A 19,916-nucleotide genomic window follows, 5' to 3' on the forward strand; every position below is an offset into this window, starting at 1 on the left:
AAATTAAAAATGCTTCCCAAAGCCACTCAAGATAAGATCATCTCCAAATATTGCTATGTGCGTCCGCCTGCACCTGTGGCAAGGCCTGGTGCATCAACGAAAAATCGGCTAAGTTCGCAAGCAAAAAAGGGAGAGTAAAATTCATTCTGGGCTTATTGAAAATATAATATTTTTGGTGTAGCCCTGTTATTTTCACACCCGAAACTCTTGAGAGTAGAAGTACTAAAAGTATTTTCCTGCCCCATCCATCATTTGACATAATATAAATTATGCGAAGTGTAGTGCCAGTGCGAAAAATTCCCCTTTTTCCTCATTATGAAAATCGCAATAGCGATTTACCATCTTTGTCCCTTCATTTTCCAGACCTACGCATGAGATTTCCGAACCTTCGTTACGGCAACCCCACCGAGTTTGCACACTACGCCATGGGCATCCCACTTAAAGACCTGGCGCGCACCCTGCGCCGCGACGAGCGCACCGTGCGCGATTGGCTCAGCGCAAAACAGCGCCTTCCTTGGTGGGTTCCTGAGTACATGCGCCTGCGCCAGATGGAGCAAGCCGACATTCGGCGCCAGATGAACATGACAGCCCTTGGCCCGCGCCTGGGTATCGTGCGCGGCAACGTAATCGAACTGGCCACACGAAGGCCAAAAAAAGAGCCGCAAGTTACAGACTTGCGGCTCGATGACTTCGACCAGGTACAGATCGCCCTTTGAACATCCATCTAAGCTCGACGGACAATCGCTTGATTTATTGCTTCGACCACCTCGCTGACGAACGGCTTTACCTTGCTTTTCAAGGCACGGTGCTCGCCGGAAGCGCTTGCAAGCGTGACCGTATAGTGAGTTCGTTGAAGACACATCCAGATTAGCCCCGGAAGCAAGATAATGGCCCAGTGCCAGATAGACAGGTTTGCCAAGTTCTTACCACTTGTGAGCGCCAAAAATTCAAAAATTATGAGCGCAGCAGGCAAGAATCTATTCGGCTTTTTCACCCCGAGCTTGACCGATGTAATGCCACTTATTGCATGAGTTTCGCCATCGACCATGAAACGGGCATTTGTTACGGTCACTCTGTCATTCGTGTAATACGTGGTTTCTACTGCGCCGCTCATTGTTTCTCCCAAGAAATGAGATTCAATGTTATCAAGAATTCCCGATTCGGCCTAGCTCTTGTACGCCATCGGATAGCGATCATTCAGCACGTTGGCCGCCTTGTGCTGCTTGTACATGAAGTACGCGGCCACGGCGGCGGCCAGGACCAGCATGTGTTTCTGGCTCAGGCCGCTCATGCTTTGGCACCTTCACGGATGGCGCCGGCCAGCGCACCGGCCACGCCCGCCAAGCCTTGCGCGCAGATATGGAACGGCGGCGGCAGGAACGGCGACACGGACAGCGCCACAGCCGCCACGCCCGCCCAGGTGGACGCCTCTTTAAAACTATCGAAAAATCGTTTCATTTCATCCCTTAATAAATGGTGTTGCCCTTGTCATCCTTGATGGTCAGGCTATTTTGTGTGACGAACTTTTGCAGCTTTGGAAACCTGGATAGGATGAAGGCCGCCACCAGCAGCCCGCCCAGGACGATCAGCGCCTCACGCGCCACTTGCGGCCCCGTAGGGATAATGCTTTTCAGGTTCAAAAGAAACTCCCGATGAATTTTCCAGCTGGGCATGCGAAGCTGGCGTCCCAGGTGCGGCCCTCGGCCAGCGCCTTCTCGCACTCCGTCATATTGGTGCGCGGGATGCCTATTTGATCGCCAATGCCGAGTGCAACACCACCGACAACACCACCAGCCAGATCAGCAGCCGCCTCACCGACAGCGATCCCCACATCCGCAGCCGCACCCTTTTTTTTTACCAGCACCAGAAGCGCCAGGGCCGCCACCGCCACGCCGATCAGCATGTATTTGCTTTCGCCCAACATCAGTTCCACCAGCCTTTCACGTAGATGCTGTCCTTGCCACCGTTGCCCGTGATGGCCGGGCTGGCAATGCTCGACAGGTAGTCCTTGCCGCCATACGTCCAGTCGTTCGTCGTGCCGCTCAGCAGCCCGGCCAGGCCGAACGATCCCAAGGCCGTATTCTGGTCATACGGCGCGCCTTGCATCGGGTTATAGCTTGTGCCGATCTGGCCGTTGAGGATGGGCGACAGCGCGCCAGCGGCGCCGCCCACGGTCTTGCCCGGCTTGAATTGCGTGTACAGCACGTAGCCCAGGCCGACGAGCGCCACGCCCATGACCAAATCTTGAATGTCGCTCTTGTTCATGCCAGTTGGCCCCCTGCGTTGAGATATGCGGTTTGCAGCTTGGCCAGACTGTTCTCGCGCTGGCCGTAGCCTGCGCCTGGGAGACTGGCCCATTCCTTCCTGCACTTTTCGACGGCGGCGGCAAACTCACCGTTCATGGCCAGGCGCAGGCCGCCGCGCTGGCGGATCAGTTCGACGCACGCTTGATCCTGGCTTGCCGGGCTGAAATCTGGCAGGCCCAGCTTTCCCTGCACGCCATCCCACGTGCGGCGGATGATCTGGAAGGCTCCGGCCGCGCTGGAATAGTCGTTGATACTGGGTATCCAGATGAGCTGGCGCGGATGGTCGTGATAGTCGTCAAACAGCGAACCGCCCACGATGGTGCGGTAGCCGTCTGGCCCCGCCGTGCCCTCGCTGACGCGAATCATTTGCATGAACGCGGCCAGGTTGCGGCCCTGCTGTTCTGGTGAAACGCTTGAATTCATATCGGTAAATTCCTGAAAAAGTGCATCGGCCTGATCGAGCAAGTCAGGCGCCTCATAGTTCGCATCGCCCTCGCCCTCCCCGCCCTTCCCTGAATGACGCAGCAGCAGGAATGCGGCTGCTGCCATCATCCCCACAAGCATCAATTTCCTCATGGGTTTCCGATTTCCTTGGCCACGGCATAGGCAATATCGGCATTACCCACTTTGCTTGGATGCACACCATCGTGGTAACGGCCCAGCATCGGCAGGTACAGCTGACTACGCCAGCGGTAGGTTAAATCTTGCAATGGCACATCGTTTTCGACAGCCAACTCATAGCAGTAGCCCCTGAAACGCGCCTGATCCGCCAGCGATGCCGTGCCGGCGTTTGACGGAATGTCCACCATCAGCAGCACGTCTCCGCTGATTTTTGCGGCTGCAATGATGGTTGACATATCGCGCTTATAGTTGACCGGATCGGAGCCTGCCAGGCCCGCCCAGTCATTGATCGTTAGGGCAATAATCGTCAAGTCCGGCGCCACCGCTGGCAACGCGTTTCGGAAATTGTAGGGCGCGTTTCCGGTGGCCCAATGCGAGGCGGTCGAGCCGCTGGCGCCCATGTTCCACACGGAGGTGCGGCAGGTTTCGGCGCGGTAGGCATCAATGCCGACAATCATCAACGTGCCCGGCGTGGACTTGCTGATATCCCAGCGGTTTTGCCCCAGCGGCGCCGTGATAGTGGCCTTCGCAATACCCTCATTGCCATGCGAATTGAACGTGCCGAGATTTACGCCATCTGCATTGACTTCGGTCACAAAATAGCTATAGCCGGGATACGTGATGTAGTAAATGTCGCATGTGTCCGTCGGCTCGTCAGGCTCAAATGACAGCGCAATGCCCGTGCCGCTGTTGGTAGTTTCGTTCTTTAGCGCATGGCCGCCCAGGCAGAAGGTATTGGATATAACCCAGCCGCTGCCCAGCGTGACGCGAGGGTCAAACGTCGGCAGGTTCATGCCCACGAACGAATCGCCCCACACGGAATTGGCGCGGGCATAGCCGTTGTAGCACTTCGTCAGCGCGTCGGCCAGCACGGTCGGCCAGGCATTCTTGCGGGCGTCCGTCTGGCCGTCGCCACCGTTCGAACCCACACCAGCCGGGACGGAGTTGCCGACGATGGCGACATAGGCGCGGCCCGCCCAGGTACGCGACTTGGCCAGCGCAGCCTGCCAGCGCGTGAATTTTCTCGTGCCACCGTTGAACAGGCCGTCGCTTTCGATCCATTCAGCCAGCGTGCGGCCATCTGCCACGCCGATCATTTCGGCGCCAGTATCGGCGGCCAGCATGCCCGGCAGGCCAGGACTCATTGTCGGATACAGTCCGCTCATTATTTCAACCCTTGAATTTGCATCGTTACGTCAGCGGTATCACTGATCGCGTACCACTCGGCGGCGGCGCCATCGTCTTCCACCCACAGGCCACCTGGGCCAATGACAACCGGGCCGTTTTCCAGCGTGACGCCCGCCCCGCCGATCACCACGCTGGCGACAGGGTGCGTGTTGCGAATGCGCAGGCGCTTTTGCGTGGCGTCCGACACCAGCAGGGTGCGCACCAGTCCCACCACAACCGGTGCGAAGTCTGTAATGACGGGCATGGGTGCAGCCTGCACCACGAACGTGACCCCGGCCTTTTGCCGCATGGGCACCGCGTCTGCGTCGCTATTGGTGACGCGGGACTCAAAAACCGCCCCCACCTTTTGCAGCACTGGGACGGCTTCGGCATTGGTATTGCTGATTTTTGTTGAAGTCAGCGACACGGCCATCGGTGCGGCGTTGTTGACGTGGACCTCGAACGTTTCGCCCGGCTTTTGCAGCACGGGGATTGCTTCGGCGTTGGTGTTGTCCACCGTGACGACGCCTAGCACTGGCGCCACCGTTCCGCTGAACAAGACCGGAATTGCCTGTTCTGGCGTGTTATTGACGCGGATGCTGGCCAGGGATACGGGAATCGGCGTTGTGTTGCTGCTTGACGTGAGCGTGACGGGGATCGAGTGCGCCAGGTCATTCACGACGCTGACCCCATCGGGCACGACCACGTTGCCGCCAGCTGTGCCGCCGAGCTGCACATCGTTGATGGACAGGAAGATGCCCACCTCGCAATCGAGCGCCGAGCGCAGCAGCACGCCACCGAAGTCTTCCACCAGGCGGAAACCCGCCTGGCGGCCTGGAATGTAAGGCGATGGCGTGCCCGAGCGCACCAGGGCAATATCCACGCCCTGCCCTGTCGATACGGAATCGACCAGAATCAGGCGCCCCGGAATGTCGACGCGCATTTCAAGGCCCGCCGACAGGCGAATTAACTGGTAGCTCATGCTGCTTTTCCCATCGCTTTGAATGCCACGACCGCGACCAGGGCCAGGCCCACGCCGACGAGTACTTTTTGCTCACCGGCTTTGCTGTTGGTGTAGGCCGTTTCCAGCTTCTGCCCCACGTCGCCGTAGGCATCCTTGACCGACTGCAGCGCGTTTTTCGCTACCGCGTCCGAGCGGGCGCCAGCGGCGGCCAGCTCGTTCGCGGCGCCGGCCGTAATATCCGCGGCGAATTTGAACGCGCCGCCCATGGCGGCGTCGTTCGACTTGAATGCGCTGTCAGATACGGCGTTGGCGAATTTGAAGGAACTGTCCTGTGCGGCGCGCGCCGTATCCAGGCTGTCTTTGACGCTGGCCTTGATCGTGCCGAGCGCGCCCGTGACGGTGGAATCGGCAAATTTCAGGGCGCCATCCGTGATGGCGTTTCCATACTTGAAAGCGCCATCGACCGCGCCGTGGTCGGTTTGGCTGATCGACACGTTACCGATATTGGAGCGGCTGGCCACCAAATTGACCGACTCGCCAGTTCCTGAAATCCGGTTGTCCTGCGATTCCTGGGTCTGTGTTTGACTGGAATCGCTCTTGCTATCGCTTGAACTCATTTGAGGTTTTTTCCCATGCAGTAGGCGTCAAGCACCCAGCCTTGTTTTTTCAATTTTCTGACCAGACCAGGGCGCCGCGTGCGTATCGTCAGCCGATCCGCCCCCACGCCTGCCCCCTGCTGTTCAATGTTTGGCAGGACTGAGGCGACCAGATCGACGCCAGGAAGACCACCAGCAGCCGCCACGACGACGATTTCGCGCCCGTTGGCATGATCCACCGTCCGCAGTGCATAACGCGCCACCACGGCCCCGCAGCACACCACTTCGAATAGCTGGGCGCCGCGCATAGCCGCGTCCATCGAACCCAGCCCGCCGCCCGTTTGCCGGTCAGGCCGGTAAGCGGCAGCGTAGGCGGCCCGCGCCGCGTCATCGAGCACACCAGCGCGGATTACGCCGCCTTCTTCTTGAACAGCGCCCATGCCACCGCTCCCGCAATGGCCAGCATCAGCCAGGTTTTCGACGTCATGCCACTGCTTGCGCCAGCGCCGCTATTGATGATCCAGTCGCCACTGCTGACGCCGCCCGATGCGCCGCCCTGCTCCCCGCCCTTGGCGCCCGACGTTGCAGTCGATGCCATTTGCAGCGGCGGTAGGGATGGCATGGCTGGCGTCATTTCTTCACCAGGAAGATCAAGCCGCCAGCGATGGCCGCCCACAGCAGCAGATTGTTGTTGCGCACCTGCTGTACCGCGACTTGCTGCTGCACGGCCTGTTGCGGCGCGTTGGCCACGGCCGTAAATTGCCGTTGATCGCGGTACATGGCGTAATTGAGCGCCGTGTTCAAGCTGCCCAGGACGAAATTGCCCGCCTTGGAGTCGAAGAAGTCGCCAAAGCCATTGCCTGTCGCCGTGCTGGTTTCCATCGCTGGCGCACCGTAGGACACGTCTTGCACGACCGTGCCGCCTGCGCCCAGCGCGTTATATGGGTCGGAATCGTAGTCACCCGATCCGAAGCCCAAAAAGTTATCAAATTGGCCCATGGCGCCCGCCTTATTTCAGGAGCTTGATGTCTGAAACGTAGTCGATGTACGCTTTCAGGCTGTCCGGCGCGTCCGTCGTGATGCGCAACAGCGCTTCGGTGATACGCGACGTATCCAGCATGTTCATCAGGTTGCCGTCGCCGATGAAGTCCAGGACCAGCAAGTTTGCTTGCGGCACCAGGCGATTGCGCTTTTGCTGGTAGTTCAGTTCGCCCACCTTGGCGCGGATGCGCGGCGTGCCATCGGTGCGCAGTTCGGCGACCGTGATATGGCCCGTGTGGTGCAGCCAGATACGCTTGATCAGACCGCCATTTGCCATCACCGGCAACATGACGTCGTTTTCTCCGATCAGTGTCAGCGGGACATTGAAGTCCTTGCGCTGCAAGACGAACGGGTTTTGCGTGCCATCGCGGTATTCCGCCACCGCCTTGATGTCGCTGCCGGCTGCTGCCGCCTGCTTGATTTCGATTTCGAACGTCAGCGACGCCAGCATGTTGCGCGGCAGCGCGGCCAGGTACTGCGCAGCAGCACCGCCACGGGTGTTAGGCTCCGTAAAGTCGAGCGTGATGACGTTCTCGTCAACGAACAGGCCTTGATAGGCATCGCGCACGCCCAGCAAGGCGCCATCGTCCACGAAGAACGTCACGCCGTTGGCCTTTCCTTCGATACGGCCCACGTTGGCCTTCGTCAGACCGCCCGACAGCATGAAATGCAGCTTGTCGAAAGTGGCGTTGTACGACAGCTTCAGCACCGCCGTAGCGCCTGGCTTGACGTTTTGCAGATCGATCATGCGATCAATATTGGAACTCATATTCTCTTGTCCTGAAGGTGGTGTTGGTGAAAGTTACCGCTGACCGCTTGGCCGGGTTACTGGCCGCCCGGCAGATAGACGCCGACGACGGGGATTTTCACAAACGATTTTTGGATGAAATACACACCGGCGAAAGCAGCCAGGGCGATCAGCGCGGTATGGATGGTGGCCTTGTTCATATTCGGTTCCTATGGGGTTATTTGTTCGGTATTAACAAGCCCCGATGCTGCCCGCCCCACAGGAAACCGGCAATAAGCTGTAACGGATACGGTATCCGTTACCGTTACAGCGGCTTGTTGACGCCGTAGCGGACTGATTTGTCAGGATTTCTATGAAAAAATTGAAGTGGAGGCAGCATAAGCAACTGTTCATGTGGCTTTCGTGCAACTGGTTTCTTTGTTTTGGAGTCCGTTTCGTACACGGTCGGCAATCGCATTACGGACGCCATCACTTTTGCGTCCGGCTCCCAATTCAAGCCGTAACATCGAATCTCAGTGCAGTTGCCCAGGAAGTTCTTGTCCATGTTTGCCGGGCGCTGGGCCACGCCGATTACCGTCAATCCCTTGTGTCTTCCTGCTGTTGACAGTCGTTTCCATGCATCCGGCGCCCAGGACGGCAATGTCACCTCCGACAGTTCCTCAACCAGAACGTGCGCGCCAGGGGTAAGCCAGGCGGCACGACAAAACCAGTCGAATTGCTCCTTTTTTACGTCCACACGACTCGACGCCACAAAGATAATGGCCTTGGTTCCGGCCTTAACTTCCTTGACAAAGTCGGACATTTTTGTTGTCACCACACCGCCGCAAAACGACTCATAGTCGTCGGTTTCTTCCAGCGGCGACCAGATCAGCAGCCGCGTATAAGTGCGCAACAGATCGCCCTTGATGTACGAGCTTTTTCCCGTGCCAGTTGCGCCGATGACGCCGTAAATGCTGGCCTTGTTTTTTGTACCGGCCGTCGCCCGGCCTGCGTTAGGTAGGGTCAACGAAGCCTCCCGGCGCCTGGCCCATTGGATGATCCGCCTTTGGCGTAATATCTTTTTCTTCGCGTGACGGGGCCTTCTCGCGCTCCTTTTCCTCTCGGCGCGCCTTGATCGCCTGATAAGTCGGCACCACCAGCGGCACGGAAGCCACCGCCAAGGCGATTTCAGGGCCGAAGCGCCCAATTACCTCGCCAGCATCCCAGCCGTATTTCTCGGACACCGCAGCCATGCCCACGCCCCATTGATAGCATTTCTCTTCCGTGTAGACGCCAGCCAGTTCCGGCATAGCCATAGACAGCACCTTGCCGAACATGAACGGGATTTGCCCCCAGGTCTGCGCCGGGTCGATGCCTGGCGGTGGCGGCGGATCAATAAAGTCGGCGTCGGCCTGCGCCTGCTCTTGCTCTACGCGGCCTGCTTCCATGGCGATCCGGTCAAACGGATCATTTGGGTCGAGCTTGGGCGGTTCGGCCTGGCTCTCGTTTAAGTCGGCCATTGCCTATCCCTTCGCTAGAATTGGTTGGAGCCAGCCCGCCTTTTTGGCTGGCGGCGGCATTAGAACCGGCTTTTCCTGCACCTTCGGCACAGGAACCAGCACGGGCTCAGGCGCTGTAACGGTAACGGTATCGTCCGTTACCGTTACCGTTACAGCCCGCATGCGCCCCCGCAACTTGCCGTTGCGGAATTCGTTCCGGGTGAAGGTCTGCGCGTTACAGTCGCCGCAATGGATGTAGGCATGGCCGTTCTTGTCTTCCTTCACCTGGGCGTCCGGGAAGTCGCAGACAGGGCATGCCACATGCCCGATTGGAGTTTTTTTCATGATGTACGCGGCCCGCTAGGCCGCGCCCGGTTATTTGCGGCGTTTGACCGGCGCCTTATGGGCCGGTTTGGCTGCTGGTTTGCGGGCGACCGTAGCAGGCTTGGGAGCCTCGTTCACGATCGAGCTTTTCAGATAGTCCGCCCGGTCTTCGGGCGGCACGTAAGGATTGCGGTTGACCATTATTTCGCCACTTTCATCAAGTCTTGCCATTGCAGGTGAATTGCCAGTTTGCGAAAAAACGCTTTCGCCGGGCCTGGCAAGATGAACCCGTACTGCCGGTACAACGCGACGGCCTCGCGCTCAAGCGCCTGGCCCTGTTCGATATTCGTCACTGGTGACGCTCCTCATGTGGTATTTCGATGAATAAATCCGGGTTGAAGTCGCCAAACTTGTCAAAACAGGCGAAATCGCAGTCGGCGTAATAGGCTAAATCGTTGTGCGGCGGGATTTTTTCCGGCCATGGCGCGCCCTCTTCCCAAAATGGTGCGGCGGCAGGCGTACAGTTATTGACAGGACTCCGAGGACTGCGAAGAGCAACAGCAGCCCCCGTGCGGCGCCAGGTGTAGCGTTTAGACGCATAGGTGATGTCTGGCGCCTGGCGGCAATACACGCCCACCGGCACGGGCCTGTCGGCCAGGCCGTAGCGGCCTTCCACGGCCTTGATGGGCGCCGCGACGGCGATGCGATAGGCGCGCCCCTGGTTGACGCCGCCCTGCGCCCGAATGTACGGGGCAAAATCGGCTGGCTTGGTCACTTCCACCACGCCGTCGGCATCGGTGGCCGTTTCGCGCTGGCACGCCGTCCAGGCTTGCACGACGTGCGCTGGCGCGTTGGCGATGCGCTCTTGCTGCACCCGGCGCAGTTCGCGCCATACCGTTACAGGTGGCTGTCCCATGGGCTGAAACTGGCGAATTCCCCACGTAGCCGCCCAGGCCTCGACGCGCTGGGATGGCCGGATGACTTCATCGCCCACCATATCTGTTCGCACCTCGCCGTCGTCGTCCCGGTGCGCGTCCACATGGGCGTCGTCAATATTCTTCCCGACATACTTGGCGATGTAGCCCGCCGCCGTACCCAGCGCCGGATCAATCTGCACGAATTTGACACGATTGGCGCGTGCGCCTGGCTCGTCGCCGTCTTCGGCCAGCGCGTAGGCGGTGAGAGTTTCCGTCACTCGGTCTACCTTGTCGGCTGGTACGAACATGAGAACGTGCCAATGCGGGCAACCGTCGTGATGCGGTTCAGCAATGCGGAAACCGTAGGGGCGCACGCCATCGCGGGAATTCTTCGCCCGCCATGACGTCCATACGTCCATCAGCGCCTGTTGCGCCTCGCGGGGCGTGGCGCCGTTGTATTTGGGGTTCAGGGTTCCGCTCTTGGCCAATACCGCGTGATACTTCGACGGCGCCGTGAGCGTCACGAATAGGCCGACGTGGCCCATTTCCGCCGCCACCTCTTCGCAGCCCGCCATGCGCAGCATCAACTCGCCTCGGCGAATAGATTTGTTGCTTGTGGACTTGGCCGCCAGCGCCGACAGCGCAAATTCCTGGCCGTCTTCGTTCGTCATCGTCATTGCATCGAGCGCCTTGGCATTGCGGCGATTTTGCGCCAGGCGGCGCTTGACCGTCTCGTCGCTGCAATAGGCGCCAGCGCGCACCGACACAAAGCCCAGGCGGATAGCGGCATGCTCAAAGGCGCGACCATGCACGCGGCGCAAGCTCTTGCGCCACCACCCGGCATCGTTGCAGCGGTAGATGAATTGCTTGTCGTCGGACTCGTCCGGCACTTCCATACCGCGATCCGTGACCATCCAGGCCAGGCGTGCGCGCAAGGCTTTCAGGTCGTGAATGGTGGCGGCCTGGCTGATGCAGTCGTTTGCGTAGCGTTCAGCCAAGATGCAGATTTGTGCGTCCGTAGCGTCCAGCGGTAGCGGCGCGTCTGTCACCTCGTCCAGCAAGGCGGAAAGCTGTTTGTAACGTGCAGGCATGGCGCCAATGGCGCCCTCTTGCGCCGCATGCAGTTCCTTGTAGGCGCGTGCGGCCCAGCGTGCAGGCAAGCCCTTGACCGTGCGTATGCCGTTTTCTTGCTGGATTGTCGGCATCAGTGCAACACCGTTGTACGAGGCTCAGTGTCCCGCATGCAATTTTCAGCCATGGACAGGTGCACCATCATGGATTGCAGCGCACCAGTGATGCGGGCGCGCTCATTGCGGGAAAATTTTGTTAGGTCGTCTTCGGCCCGCTCGCGTGGCATTTCTGCAAAGGCCAGCACCAGACGGCGCACCTGCGCGGGCAGCAGGAGCCAGATGGTAATGCGCGCCTCTTCCACTTTTTCAGCGGCAACCAGCGCGGCGACTTCGGCAGGGGCAGTAATAACGCGCATTATCGTTTCCTCAGCAATTGAGTGCGGATCAGATGCGCGACAACGGCGCTTTGCTGTTTGTCTTTGAATTTGAGCCAGGCCATGAAATCGGCGTGCAGCGCCTCAGGCAGTTGCACGGTCATGACCACGAGGCCATTGCGCGCCACGTAGGCGCGCTGCCGGGCGGCGGCGTTTGCGTAAATGGCTTTGCGCCCACGCTTTTTCGTCACCATTGGCGGTTTGATGCCGGGCAACTCAAGCGTTTGAGTGTCGTCCGCCGTTCTCATTTCTGCTCAGCAAATGAAAACGTGACTGTTTTGTAAGATTCTGTAACGCTCAAGATGGCCTCCTCAGGCTGGTTTCGTTCCTCAGGCGAGAGTGCCGGGCGGGCGGCTGGGCCGCTAGTTGCCTGAGGAGGGACGGAATAATCCGCCCGACAGCACGAAGAATACGCTTCACATGAAACATGTGTCAACGGAAACATGTTTCATGTGTGTAGCTTGTCGCATGACTTCTAAGCGTGTATGTTCACGAAATACTGTGTGTACACACGGCAAAGCCCTGAGGAGGAGCTATGAAAACCACTATTCAATTCCTTGACGCCGTCAAGGAAAAACTCGGCATTGAGTCCGATTACGCCCTGGCTAAGCGCCTTGGTTTCTCGCTGTCCACGGTCAGCAATTACCGGACAGGCCGCCGCGTGCTTGATGACGACGCCGCGCTGACTATCGCCCTGGCACTTGATGTCCATCCGTTCACAGTGATTGCATCCGTGAATGCGGAACGTGCAAAAACGCCCGAGCAGCGTGCGCGCTGGTCGGGCGTCATGGAAAAATTCTCACTGTCTTTTAATTTACTGTTATTGGGCGCCAGCCCGCGCCAAGCCTCGTTCTTGACGCGCTGATAACAGTTTTTGCGCTGGCACTACACTCTATAAATTATGCGAAGTTATGGCTGGGTTTGAGAAAACCTCCATTTTACCAACGCCCCAATCGCAAACGCGATTTCCCCTATCTGCGCTGCCTCTGTCGCTGCCGCTTGAACAAGCCACATGAAATACGGCTTGTCCCCGTCCGTGTTTGGTTTGTTCACGCCCAGGTTGGCGTGCAGGTGCAATTCTGGCGCTTCGATGATGCTGACGATCAAGTCTGCCACGCTCTTGCGCGACACCACGGTGCCTTGAATGGCGCATGGCGTGTCGTCAGTTCGTAGTCGACTTCGTCTTCGTTCGTCATCCAGGCTGGGTGCACGATCGTGTATGCCAGGCCCGATGCTTCGATGGCGTCGGCGGCGCGGCGGAATGGTTTCAGGTGTTCCGCCAGCCTGGCATTGTTCCACTCGCCAAATTTGCCAGGAACTTCATCGTAGATGCCCATCGACAGTACGAAAATTAGCCGCTCGACATGCGAGGCCTGCATAGCGGCAATAATGCTGTTGGCCTGGTCTTCCATATCGTCGCCGACCAGATTGGCGTAGATCAGGTCGTGACCGGGCATAGTTTGCCGCAACAATGCCTGGTCCAATACGTCACCGGCCAGCACACAGGCGTTTGCCGGAACTGGCGTAAGCAGCTTGGCGGGATTGCGCAACAACAACGTCAAAGCAATGTCTTCACGGCCCGCCAAGGCGCGAATGACCCACTGCGCCCCTTGTCCGCCTGCACCCAGTATCACTATCTTTTTCATATTCTTGCTTTCGTATCGGCACGGTGCCATGCAAGAAGTTACAGGCTTTATTTGACAGAAGGAACGCATGCGCTTGAAAAGCAAGCCCCGTGATGCGTGCCAGCACATCGCCTTGGCTCGCGGTAAATTGCCGTCGGAAACCAGCTTCCACTGCCAGCAATATTAGAAAAATAAATAATGAAATCAGCTATTTGCGAATTACTTTCAATAAGAATTCTCAACACCGAATTCCGATGGTTCGACTGTGGCTTTGACGCAGATGCTGCTGGACTTGTGGCGCGTGCCGTATGCCGTATTACGCCAGGAAACAACGCCGTAGCCGCTATGAGATTCCTCCCTTCCCCGCCCTGCTCCCGCCGCCGTTCCGGACACCATACCAGCGCATTGGAAAACAGCTACTGGTATGGTACGCATCGACCATCGTCTGGGGTAAGGCGGCAACTGGTATTGTGATTTTGCGCAAAGAATAAAACCAGTTGACTACCACCTGTAATGCTTGCACTCTGAAAAATCGGACGGTGTCCAGCCGGCCGGCAAAAAAATATACTAGGAGACGCAATGAACCGGACAGTCATGAATACCCTCATCATTACCCTCTTCGGGGGAACGTTGGCAGCCTGCGGCGGTGGCAGCGAAGGATCCAGCGCAGGTGCAAGCCAACTGCTGGCCGGCGCCACGCAAGCGGTCGCCTGCTACGCGCCGTGGAACAGCGGCATGGCCTACAACGGTGGCGGCCAGGCCAGCTACAACAACGTCAATTACACGGCCAACTGGTGGACGCAAGGCAATAACCCGTCGACCAGCAACGGCGGCGCCGGCAGCGGCCAGCCCTGGACGGCAGTGGGAGACTGCGGCACGCCGACACCAACTCCTACGCCAACTCCGACACCCACGCCTACCCCAACACCCACGCCGACTCCCACCCCGACACCGACGCCAACACCTACCCCGACTCCAACACCGACACCGACGCCTACCCCCACAGGCCTGGCGAAACATGCGCTGATCGGCTACTGGCACAACTTCACCAACCCCAGCGGCGCGACGTATCCGATCAGCCAGGTCAGCGATGACTGGGACGTGATCGTCGTGTCGTTCGGCGACAATGCGGGCGGCGGCAATGTCAGCCTGACCATCGATCCGGGCGCGGGTACGGAAGCGCAATTCATCGCCGACGTGGCCGCCAAGCGTGCGAAAGGCAAGAAAGTCATCCTGTCGCTGGGCGGGCAAAATGGCTCCGTTTCCGTCGGCAACACGGCCGAAGCGACGAATTTCACCAACAGCCTGTACGCCATCATCACCAAATATGGTTTCGACGGCATCGACCTGGACCTGGAAAACGGCGTGGCGCAAGGCGCGGCCATCCAGACATATTTACCGATCGCAGTGAAAAACCTGAAAGCCAAGGTCGGCAACAGCTTTTACCTGTCGATGGCGCCGGAATGGGTGTATGTGGAAGGGGGGTACACGAGCTATGGCAGCATCTGGGGCGCCTACATTCCCATCATCAACGCCCTGCGCAGCGAGCTGACGGTGCTGCACCCGCAGTATTACAACAATGGCGATATCTATACACCGTACGCGACGGGCGCCATCAAGGCGGGCTCGGCCGACCAGCTGGTGGCCACGGCGCGCATGCTGATCGAAGGTTTCAATTACGGCAGCAATACCTTCGCGGGCCTGCGTCCGGACCAGGTGGGCTTTGGCGTGCCGTCGGGGCGCAGCTCGGCCGGCTCGGGTTTCACGACAAATGCCGACGTCAGCAACGCCCTCAATTGCCTGACGCGCTTACTCAACTGCGGCACCATCAAGCCGCTGCAGGCGTATCCGGACTTCCGTGGCGTCATGACGTGGTCGATCAACTGGGACCGCCACGACAACTATAATTTCTCCGTGCCCACGAAGACCGTGCTGAAAACCTTGCCGTAACAGCCTTGACCCCACTGCGCATGCGAGCTTTGCCGCTTACATGCGCAGCAGGGCCGCGCCCAGCAAGCGTATGTGCAGCGCCATGCCCTGGCGTAGCGCCTCCCCTCCCCCTTGTCTGTGCTTGACGCCGTCCATGGTGGCCACCAGCAAGCCGGCCACTTGCGCGGCAGTCGCGTCGACCCGGCGCAGCGCGATGTCTCCCCCAAAGCAGGGGCAATTGATATTTCTCAACCCATAGCTTAAATCTATTAGTCCAGTTGAAATATTTTGCTTTCTTTTGTAAATGAGAATCGTTACTATCTGAATCAAGGATAAGCGAATTCAACAGAAAGGAGCATCCCTTGTTCACAGCCATCAAAACATTCAGCCAGGTCTGCACGCACATGTCGATCGCCTTCGGCCTCGCCTATTTGCTGACGGGTTCCCTGGCACTCGGTGGCTTGGCAGCCATCATCGAGCCGGTCATCAACGTTGCCTTGCTGCCATGGCACGAAAAAGCCTGGCATGCGATACGCCGCCGCTACGCCGCCAGCCGCCTGGGCTTTGCCGCGCTGGCCGGTGAAAAGCTCAGCCAGACGGCACTGCACATGGGCGTGGCTTTCAGTGTCATGTACTGGGCCACGGGTTCCATGGCCTTCGGCGGCTTGCTGGCCGTGGTCGAACCGATCTGCAACGTGATCGTCCTGCCCTTCCATGATCGGCTGTGGGAAAGAGCCCGCTTCCGTTTGGAAAGCCGTGGCGCGGCGCCGCTGGCGACGCTACCCACCTGATATTTTTCACCCAAGAACAAGGACTGGGGTCGGACCCGGCAGGTCCGACCCCAGCTTCTTGCCGCTGGCCAAAGCCGGTATGGTGGCCGGTTTAGGCCGTCCGCAAAGCATGCCTACACATTGCCCGCCCACACGTGAGGCCTCCTTTTCCCCCACGGCGCCGCCCGCTCCAGCTGTCCCGCCAGGCGCAGCAAGATCCCATCGTTCGCATAGCCAGCCATGAACTGCATGCCGATCGGCAATCCGTCTGCGGACTGCGCCAGCGGCACGGACATGGCCGGCAAGCCGGCCACGTTCGCCAGCGGCGTGTACGGCGAATGCTCGAACAGGCGCGCCGTCCAGCCAACACCGTCAAGTTTTTCCTCCTTTTCGCCATAGCGCCCCAGCTGCCACGGCACATCCGGCATGGTGGGCGTCAGCAGCACGTCGTACCGGCCGAACAAGGCGCCGGCCTGGCGCGTGACCGTGTTGCGCACGTCGAGGGCGGCCACGAAATCGACGGCCGAGACCGTCTTGCCATGGCGGTAGCAAGCCAGGGTCGCCGCTTCCAGGGTGTCGCGCGACACGGTGCGCCCACTCTCTTGCGCCAAGGCGTCTATCCACGGCACCAGGTTCGCGCACCAGATGCTGGCGTTGGCGTGCACGAACGCTTCCCATGACACGCCCAGCGCGGGCGGGACTTCTTCCACGTGGTGGCCCAGGCTTTCCAGCAGGCGCACGGTAGCATCGAGCGCGGCATCGATGGCGGGCACGGGATGGGCGCCATTGCAGGCGGCGCGCTGCACGGCGATGCGCAGCTTGCCCGGCGCCACGCTCACTTGCGACAGCCAGCTGTGGTCGGGCGCAGCCGTCACATACGGCTCGCCCGGCAGTATTTCTTGCACCGCATCAAGCAAGGCGGCGCTGTCACGCACCGTGCGGCTCACCCCCAGTTGCACGCCCAGGCCACTGAAGATTTCGTCCATGGCCGGGCCGTTCGACACCCGTCCCCGGCTCGGTTTCAAGCCGAACAGGCCCGTCGACGCGGCCGGCACGCGGATGGAACCGGCCGCATCCGTCGCATGGGCCAGCGGCACGATTCCGGCCGCCACGGCCGCCGCCGCGCCGCCGCTGGAGCCGCCCGCGCTCAGTGCCAGGTTCCAGGGATTGCGCGTGGCGCCGTACAGCACGGGTTCCGTGGTGGTGGCAAAGGCCATTTCGGGCGTACTCGTGCGGCCGAAGGTGACGAATCCCGCCTGGCGGAACTGCGTCATCAGGTGCGAGTCCAACGCGGCGACGTGGCCAGCGCCCAGGCGGCTGCCCGCTTCGCTGCGCTGGCCCGCCATGGTGACGGCCACGTCCTTGATCAGGAAGGGTACGCCGGCGAACGGCGCCGCGTGGTCAATGGCCGCCACATCCGCCGGCCACAGCTCGACCACGGCATTGATGTGCGGGTTGACGACGACGCAGGCGCGCATGGCCGCATCGTGCAATTCGACGGCAGAAACGGCGCCATCACGCAGCAGCTGGGCCAGTCCTAAGCCATCAAAGCTTGTATATTCATGGAGTTGCATCAGTTAGTTCCTGTAAAAGATGAAGAGTGAAAATCACAGGAACCACTGTAGGGCTTGCGCTATCATAGTGGAAATGAATAATTGATATACAAGGTATAGCCATGAACAATTTGCGCAAGCTGGATCTGAACCTGCTGCTGACCCTGAATGCCCTGTTGATCGAGCGCAACGTGACGCGGGCGGCCGCGCGGCTGCACCTGAGCCAGCCTTCCGTCAGCGTGCAGCTGGGCAAGCTACGCGCCGCCTTCGACGATCCGCTGCTGCTGCCCGGCCCACGCGGCATGCTGCCCACGGCCCGCGCGCTGGCCCTGTTCGCGCCCTTGCAAGCCGTGCTGGCCCAGCTGGAGCAAGTCTTGCAGCCGGAACAGGCCTTCGATCCGGCCACGGCCGAGGTACGCTGGAACCTGACGGCGGCCGACGCCACCGAATATGCGATCCTGCTGCCCATGCTGCCCGCCCTGCGCGCGCAGGCGCCGTTGTCGCGCATGGCCGTGTTCGAGGCCGTGCCGGCGCGCATGGCGCAAGACCTGGAAAGCGGCCAGGTCGACCTGGGCTTTTTGGCGCAGGAAGAAGCGCCGCCCGGCTTGCGCCACCGCACCCTGTTTACCGAGCACTACGTGCTGGCGGGGCACCGCGACCACCCGCAGCTGCAAGCGCCGCCCGACCTCGATCAATTTTGCGCGCTGGAATTCATCGTCGTCTCGCCCAACGGCGGCGGTTTCCGCAGCAACGTCGATACGGCGCTGGAATTGCTGGGCCGAACGCGCAAGGTGGTGCTGTCCGTGCCGCATTTCCTCATCGTCCCGCCCTTGCTGGCCGCCTCCGACATGGTGGCCCTGCTGCCATCGCACCTGCTGAAAAACGCGCTGGGCGGCTTGCGCACGTGGGAGCCGCCCGTCAGCCTGCCCGACTACGAGATGGCCATGGTCTGGCACGAGCGCATGCACCTGGACCCGGCGCACCGCTGGCTGCGCGAGCGCATCATGGCGGCCCTGTGAGTTATCTGTAAAAGACCCCACCCGCCTGTGATACGCTGCTCGCTTCACGACACAGGAGCCACGCATGCGCACCGACGCCGTCCGCCAGCAGGCAGCCCCATCCGACACCTGGCTGGGCAAGCTGGGCCCCGGCCTGATCACGGGTGCGGCCGATGACGACCCCAGCGGCATCGCCACGTATTCGCAGGCGGGCGCCCAGTTCGGCTTCGGCATGTTGTGGACCGTGTGCCTGACGTTCCCCCTGATGCTAGGCATCCAGGTCATCAGCGCCAAGATTGGCAGGGTCAGCGGCCACGGGCTGGCGACGAATATCCGCCGCCACTATCCCCGTTCCCTGCTGTACGCCATCGTCGGCTTGCTGCTGCTGGCCAATGTCATCAATATCGCGGCCGACGTGGCCGCCATGGGCGATGCCCTCACCCTGATCATCGGCGGTCCCACGCACCTGTACGCCGTCGGTTTCGGTCTGCTGTCCTTGCTGCTGCAAGTATTCATTCCCTATCAACAATATGTGCGCATCCTGAAATGGCTGACCCTGGGCTTGCTGGCCTATGTGGCCACAGTGCTGACGATCCACATTCCGTGGCGCGAAGTGGCGCTGCGCACCGTCTGGCCCCATTTCACCTGGTCGGCCGCCTCGGTCACCATGATCGTGGCCGTGTTCGGCACGACGATCAGCCCCTACTTGTTTTTCTGGCAGGCATCGCAGGAAGTGGAAGACTTGCAGGCGGATGCTGGCGCACGAGCCTTGCGCCGCGCGCCGGAACAGGCGCCACGGCAATTCCAGCGCATCAAGATGGACACGGCCATCGGCATGGGCTTTTCCAATCTGGTGGCGTTTTTCATCATGCTGACTACGGCCGTGACCCTGGGCGCGCAAGGCATCACGCATATCGATACGTCCGCCCAGGCCGCATCCGCCCTGCGCCCCATCGCCGGCGAGTTCGCTTTTGCCCTGTTCAGCCTGGGCATCATCGGCACGGGCTTGCTGGCCATTCCCGTGCTGGCCGGCTCGGCCGCCTATGCCATGGCGGGCGCCTTTCACTGGAAAAACAGCCTGGAACTGGCGCCCCGGGCCGCCAAGAAGTTCTACGGCATCATCGTCACGGCCACCGTGATCGGCGCGGCCCTGTGCTTCACGCCGCTCGATCCCATCAAGGCCCTGTACTGGAGCGCCGTCGTCAATGGCGTGATTTCCGTGCCCATCATGGCCCTGATGATGGTGATGGCGTCGCGCACCACCATCATGGGAACGCTTACCATTTCGCGCCGCCTGCGGGCGCTGGGCTGGCTGTCGACCATCGTCATGGCCACGGCCGTGCTGGCCATGTTCGCTACCATGGCCTTCTGATGC

At 60.2% G+C, this 19,916-nt stretch carries 33 protein-coding genes; 6 read left to right on the forward strand and 27 right to left on the reverse strand.

The window, feature by feature from the left end:
- Positions 1-371: 371 nt before the first annotated feature.
- Positions 372-716 carry a hypothetical protein gene (locus ASN89_RS05600; RefSeq protein ID WP_152988447.1) on the forward strand — a complete coding sequence of 115 codons (345 nt, stop codon included), beginning with the start codon at positions 372-374 and terminating at the stop codon, positions 714-716.
- A gap of 8 nt (positions 717-724) precedes the next feature.
- Here ASN89_RS05600 and ASN89_RS05605 read toward each other — a convergent pair whose 3' ends face one another.
- From ASN89_RS05605 to ASN89_RS05690, 23 genes are all read right to left on the reverse strand, one after another.
- Positions 725-1,114: a DUF6232 family protein gene (locus ASN89_RS05605; protein WP_058048552.1), complete on the reverse strand. Its 390-nt coding sequence runs from the start codon at positions 1,112-1,114 to the stop codon at positions 725-727.
- A gap of 51 nt (positions 1,115-1,165) precedes the next feature.
- Positions 1,166-1,291 carry a hypothetical protein gene (locus tag ASN89_RS29670; protein ID WP_268766379.1) on the reverse strand — a complete coding sequence of 42 codons (126 nt, stop codon included), beginning with the start codon at positions 1,289-1,291 and terminating at the stop codon, positions 1,166-1,168.
- On the reverse strand, positions 1,288-1,458 hold the full coding sequence (locus ASN89_RS28920; protein ID WP_161911731.1) for a hypothetical protein: 171 nt from the start codon (positions 1,456-1,458) through the stop codon (positions 1,288-1,290). Before ASN89_RS28920 ends, ASN89_RS29670 begins: the two co-directional genes overlap by 4 nt.
- Before the next feature lie 8 nt (positions 1,459-1,466).
- Positions 1,467-1,640 (reverse strand): hypothetical protein, encoded by a 174-nt coding sequence (locus ASN89_RS05610; RefSeq protein ID WP_219137056.1) that lies wholly within the window; start codon positions 1,638-1,640, stop codon positions 1,467-1,469.
- Positions 1,637-1,933: a hypothetical protein gene (locus tag ASN89_RS28535; protein ID WP_152988448.1), complete on the reverse strand. Its 297-nt coding sequence runs from the start codon at positions 1,931-1,933 to the stop codon at positions 1,637-1,639. The genes ASN89_RS05610 and ASN89_RS28535 overlap by 4 nt, the downstream gene beginning before the upstream one ends.
- Positions 1,924-2,265 carry a hypothetical protein gene (locus ASN89_RS05620; protein WP_058048555.1) on the reverse strand — a complete coding sequence of 114 codons (342 nt, stop codon included), beginning with the start codon at positions 2,263-2,265 and terminating at the stop codon, positions 1,924-1,926. The genes ASN89_RS28535 and ASN89_RS05620 overlap by 10 nt, the downstream gene beginning before the upstream one ends.
- A complete protein-coding gene (locus tag ASN89_RS05625) occupies positions 2,262-2,882 on the reverse strand; it encodes a glycoside hydrolase family 104 protein (RefSeq protein ID WP_235501876.1) in 621 nt (206 codons plus the stop codon). The genes ASN89_RS05620 and ASN89_RS05625 overlap by 4 nt, the downstream gene beginning before the upstream one ends.
- Positions 2,879-4,093 carry an SGNH/GDSL hydrolase family protein gene (locus tag ASN89_RS05630; RefSeq protein WP_058048556.1) on the reverse strand — a complete coding sequence of 405 codons (1,215 nt, stop codon included), beginning with the start codon at positions 4,091-4,093 and terminating at the stop codon, positions 2,879-2,881. The genes ASN89_RS05625 and ASN89_RS05630 overlap by 4 nt, the downstream gene beginning before the upstream one ends.
- Positions 4,093-5,076 carry a hypothetical protein gene (locus ASN89_RS05635; RefSeq protein ID WP_058048557.1) on the reverse strand — a complete coding sequence of 328 codons (984 nt, stop codon included), beginning with the start codon at positions 5,074-5,076 and terminating at the stop codon, positions 4,093-4,095. The genes ASN89_RS05630 and ASN89_RS05635 overlap by 1 nt, the downstream gene beginning before the upstream one ends.
- Positions 5,073-5,675: a hypothetical protein gene (locus ASN89_RS05640; protein WP_152988449.1), complete on the reverse strand. Its 603-nt coding sequence runs from the start codon at positions 5,673-5,675 to the stop codon at positions 5,073-5,075. Before ASN89_RS05640 ends, ASN89_RS05635 begins: the two co-directional genes overlap by 4 nt.
- Positions 5,672-6,094 carry a hypothetical protein gene (locus tag ASN89_RS05645; protein ID WP_152988450.1) on the reverse strand — a complete coding sequence of 141 codons (423 nt, stop codon included), beginning with the start codon at positions 6,092-6,094 and terminating at the stop codon, positions 5,672-5,674. Before ASN89_RS05645 ends, ASN89_RS05640 begins: the two co-directional genes overlap by 4 nt.
- A complete protein-coding gene (locus tag ASN89_RS05650) occupies positions 6,064-6,276 on the reverse strand; it encodes a hypothetical protein (protein ID WP_152988451.1) in 213 nt (70 codons plus the stop codon). The genes ASN89_RS05645 and ASN89_RS05650 overlap by 31 nt, the downstream gene beginning before the upstream one ends.
- An 8-nt stretch (positions 6,277-6,284) precedes the next feature.
- Entirely contained in the window at positions 6,285-6,653 is a 369-nt protein-coding gene (locus tag ASN89_RS05655) for a hypothetical protein (protein WP_058048561.1), read from the reverse strand.
- A 10-nt stretch (positions 6,654-6,663) separates the two neighbouring features.
- Complete coding sequence (locus tag ASN89_RS05660; protein ID WP_152988452.1) at positions 6,664-7,464, reverse strand: major capsid protein P2; 801 nt, start codon at positions 7,462-7,464, stop codon at positions 6,664-6,666.
- Between the two features lie 56 nt (positions 7,465-7,520).
- On the reverse strand, positions 7,521-7,643 hold the full coding sequence (locus ASN89_RS29675) for a hypothetical protein (protein ID WP_268766380.1): 123 nt from the start codon (positions 7,641-7,643) through the stop codon (positions 7,521-7,523).
- A 104-nt stretch (positions 7,644-7,747) separates the two neighbouring features.
- Entirely contained in the window at positions 7,748-8,449 is a 702-nt protein-coding gene (locus ASN89_RS05665; protein WP_058048563.1) for a hypothetical protein, read from the reverse strand.
- Positions 8,436-8,942: a hypothetical protein gene (locus tag ASN89_RS05670; protein WP_058048564.1), complete on the reverse strand. Its 507-nt coding sequence runs from the start codon at positions 8,940-8,942 to the stop codon at positions 8,436-8,438. The genes ASN89_RS05665 and ASN89_RS05670 overlap by 14 nt, the downstream gene beginning before the upstream one ends.
- Positions 8,943-8,945: 3 nt before the next feature.
- On the reverse strand, positions 8,946-9,266 hold the full coding sequence (locus ASN89_RS05675; protein WP_152988453.1) for a hypothetical protein: 321 nt from the start codon (positions 9,264-9,266) through the stop codon (positions 8,946-8,948).
- Between the two features lie 30 nt (positions 9,267-9,296).
- Complete coding sequence (locus ASN89_RS28925) at positions 9,297-9,446, reverse strand: hypothetical protein (protein ID WP_161911732.1); 150 nt, start codon at positions 9,444-9,446, stop codon at positions 9,297-9,299.
- A complete protein-coding gene (locus ASN89_RS28930; RefSeq protein WP_161911733.1) occupies positions 9,446-9,598 on the reverse strand; it encodes a hypothetical protein in 153 nt (50 codons plus the stop codon). The genes ASN89_RS28925 and ASN89_RS28930 overlap by 1 nt, the downstream gene beginning before the upstream one ends.
- Positions 9,595-11,367 (reverse strand): replication endonuclease, encoded by a 1,773-nt coding sequence (locus ASN89_RS05680; protein WP_058048566.1) that lies wholly within the window; start codon positions 11,365-11,367, stop codon positions 9,595-9,597. Before ASN89_RS05680 ends, ASN89_RS28930 begins: the two co-directional genes overlap by 4 nt.
- A complete protein-coding gene (locus ASN89_RS05685) occupies positions 11,367-11,648 on the reverse strand; it encodes a hypothetical protein (protein WP_058048567.1) in 282 nt (93 codons plus the stop codon). The genes ASN89_RS05680 and ASN89_RS05685 overlap by 1 nt, the downstream gene beginning before the upstream one ends.
- A complete protein-coding gene (locus ASN89_RS05690; protein ID WP_152988454.1) occupies positions 11,648-11,914 on the reverse strand; it encodes a hypothetical protein in 267 nt (88 codons plus the stop codon). The genes ASN89_RS05685 and ASN89_RS05690 overlap by 1 nt, the downstream gene beginning before the upstream one ends.
- 287 nt (positions 11,915-12,201) lie before the next feature.
- On the opposite strand from ASN89_RS05690, the gene ASN89_RS05695 reads away from it, so the two are divergent.
- The gene (locus tag ASN89_RS05695; RefSeq protein ID WP_058048569.1) at positions 12,202-12,531 is read left to right on the forward strand and encodes a DUF3693 domain-containing protein; all 330 of its coding nucleotides are present in this window, start codon (positions 12,202-12,204) and stop codon (positions 12,529-12,531) included.
- A gap of 44 nt (positions 12,532-12,575) precedes the next feature.
- Here the strand turns inward: ASN89_RS05695 and ASN89_RS29400 are convergent, their stop codons facing one another.
- Positions 12,576-12,773, reverse strand: a complete 198-nt coding sequence (locus ASN89_RS29400) for a hypothetical protein (protein WP_235501879.1) — start codon at positions 12,771-12,773, stop codon at positions 12,576-12,578.
- On the reverse strand, positions 12,770-13,312 hold the full coding sequence (locus ASN89_RS05700) for an NAD(P)H-binding protein (RefSeq protein WP_235501880.1): 543 nt from the start codon (positions 13,310-13,312) through the stop codon (positions 12,770-12,772). The genes ASN89_RS29400 and ASN89_RS05700 overlap by 4 nt, the downstream gene beginning before the upstream one ends.
- Before the next feature lie 573 nt (positions 13,313-13,885).
- Between ASN89_RS05700 and ASN89_RS05705 the strand changes: the two genes are divergently transcribed.
- Positions 13,886-15,241, forward strand: a complete 1,356-nt coding sequence (locus tag ASN89_RS05705; protein WP_082654411.1) for a chitinase — start codon at positions 13,886-13,888, stop codon at positions 15,239-15,241.
- A gap of 36 nt (positions 15,242-15,277) precedes the next feature.
- On the opposite strand, the gene ASN89_RS05710 is transcribed toward ASN89_RS05705, so the two are convergent.
- A complete protein-coding gene (locus ASN89_RS05710; protein ID WP_152988455.1) occupies positions 15,278-15,472 on the reverse strand; it encodes a hypothetical protein in 195 nt (64 codons plus the stop codon).
- Positions 15,473-15,582: 110 nt separating this feature from the next.
- On the opposite strand from ASN89_RS05710, the gene ASN89_RS05715 reads away from it, so the two are divergent.
- Positions 15,583-16,011, forward strand: coding sequence for a DUF2061 domain-containing protein (locus ASN89_RS05715; RefSeq protein WP_058048571.1), 429 nt, complete (start codon positions 15,583-15,585; stop codon positions 16,009-16,011).
- Between the two features lie 113 nt (positions 16,012-16,124).
- Here the strand turns inward: ASN89_RS05715 and ASN89_RS05720 are convergent, their stop codons facing one another.
- Positions 16,125-17,564: an amidase gene (locus ASN89_RS05720; protein ID WP_058048572.1), complete on the reverse strand. Its 1,440-nt coding sequence runs from the start codon at positions 17,562-17,564 to the stop codon at positions 16,125-16,127.
- Positions 17,565-17,665: 101 nt separating this feature from the next.
- On the opposite strand from ASN89_RS05720, the gene ASN89_RS05725 reads away from it, so the two are divergent.
- Together ASN89_RS05725 and ASN89_RS05730 are read left to right on the forward strand one after the other, a co-directional pair.
- Complete coding sequence (locus tag ASN89_RS05725) at positions 17,666-18,562, forward strand: LysR family transcriptional regulator (RefSeq protein ID WP_058048573.1); 897 nt, start codon at positions 17,666-17,668, stop codon at positions 18,560-18,562.
- Positions 18,563-18,626: 64 nt separating this feature from the next.
- The gene (locus tag ASN89_RS05730) at positions 18,627-19,913 is read left to right on the forward strand and encodes an NRAMP family divalent metal transporter (RefSeq protein WP_058048574.1); all 1,287 of its coding nucleotides are present in this window, start codon (positions 18,627-18,629) and stop codon (positions 19,911-19,913) included.
- The last annotated feature ends 3 nt before the right edge of the window (positions 19,914-19,916 follow it).

It is taken from the genome of Janthinobacterium sp. Ant5-2-1, assembly GCF_001445815.1.
GTDB lineage: Bacteria > Pseudomonadota > Gammaproteobacteria > Burkholderiales > Burkholderiaceae_D > Janthinobacterium > Janthinobacterium lividum_E.